Origin of the sequence: Pseudoalteromonas sp. GW168-MNA-CIBAN-0100 (genome assembly GCF_040309225.1) — a bacterium.
Classification (GTDB): domain Bacteria; phylum Pseudomonadota; class Gammaproteobacteria; order Enterobacterales; family Alteromonadaceae; genus Pseudoalteromonas; species Pseudoalteromonas arctica.
On the sequence record NZ_JBEOOL010000145.1, the window covers coordinates 1 to 421 of the forward strand.

Sequence of the window (421 nt, forward strand, 5' to 3'; positions counted from 1 at the left end):
GTGCTGCTTTACGAAAATAATTTTTGTTTAACGTGCTCAGCAAAACCACTACCAGCTTCTAAGTAAAAGTTATAGGTAGAATTTACACCCATTTCTTCTAACTCTTTTTGCTGATCAGGGTAGTTAGCAATAGCGGTAACTTGCCCTTTATAACCCGATGCTTTTAATTGCTCTAACGCAAAAATATTTTGCATATGCTGTGGCATTGTTAGCATGACCATTTCAACACGAGAGTGATTTACGCGCTGCCAAAAGTCAGGGTCGGTCGCATCTGCTATTAATACATTTCTTCCGCGTTTTATGTGCTTATCAACTACTTCAGGCTTTATGTCTATACCTGCAACTAGCTGTGGGTGCGTAGCATTTATTGTTTCATAAGCACCTGTGCCAATTCTGCCCATGCCAAATATAACAATTTTAG

At 39.2% G+C, this 421-nt stretch carries 1 protein-coding gene; it reads right to left on the minus strand.

The features are described from left to right. Nucleotides 1-8: 8 nt before the first annotated feature. A partial coding sequence (locus AAEY62_RS20440; RefSeq protein WP_350636048.1) for an NAD(P)-binding protein occupies nt 9-421 on the minus strand: 413 nt, incomplete at its 5' end.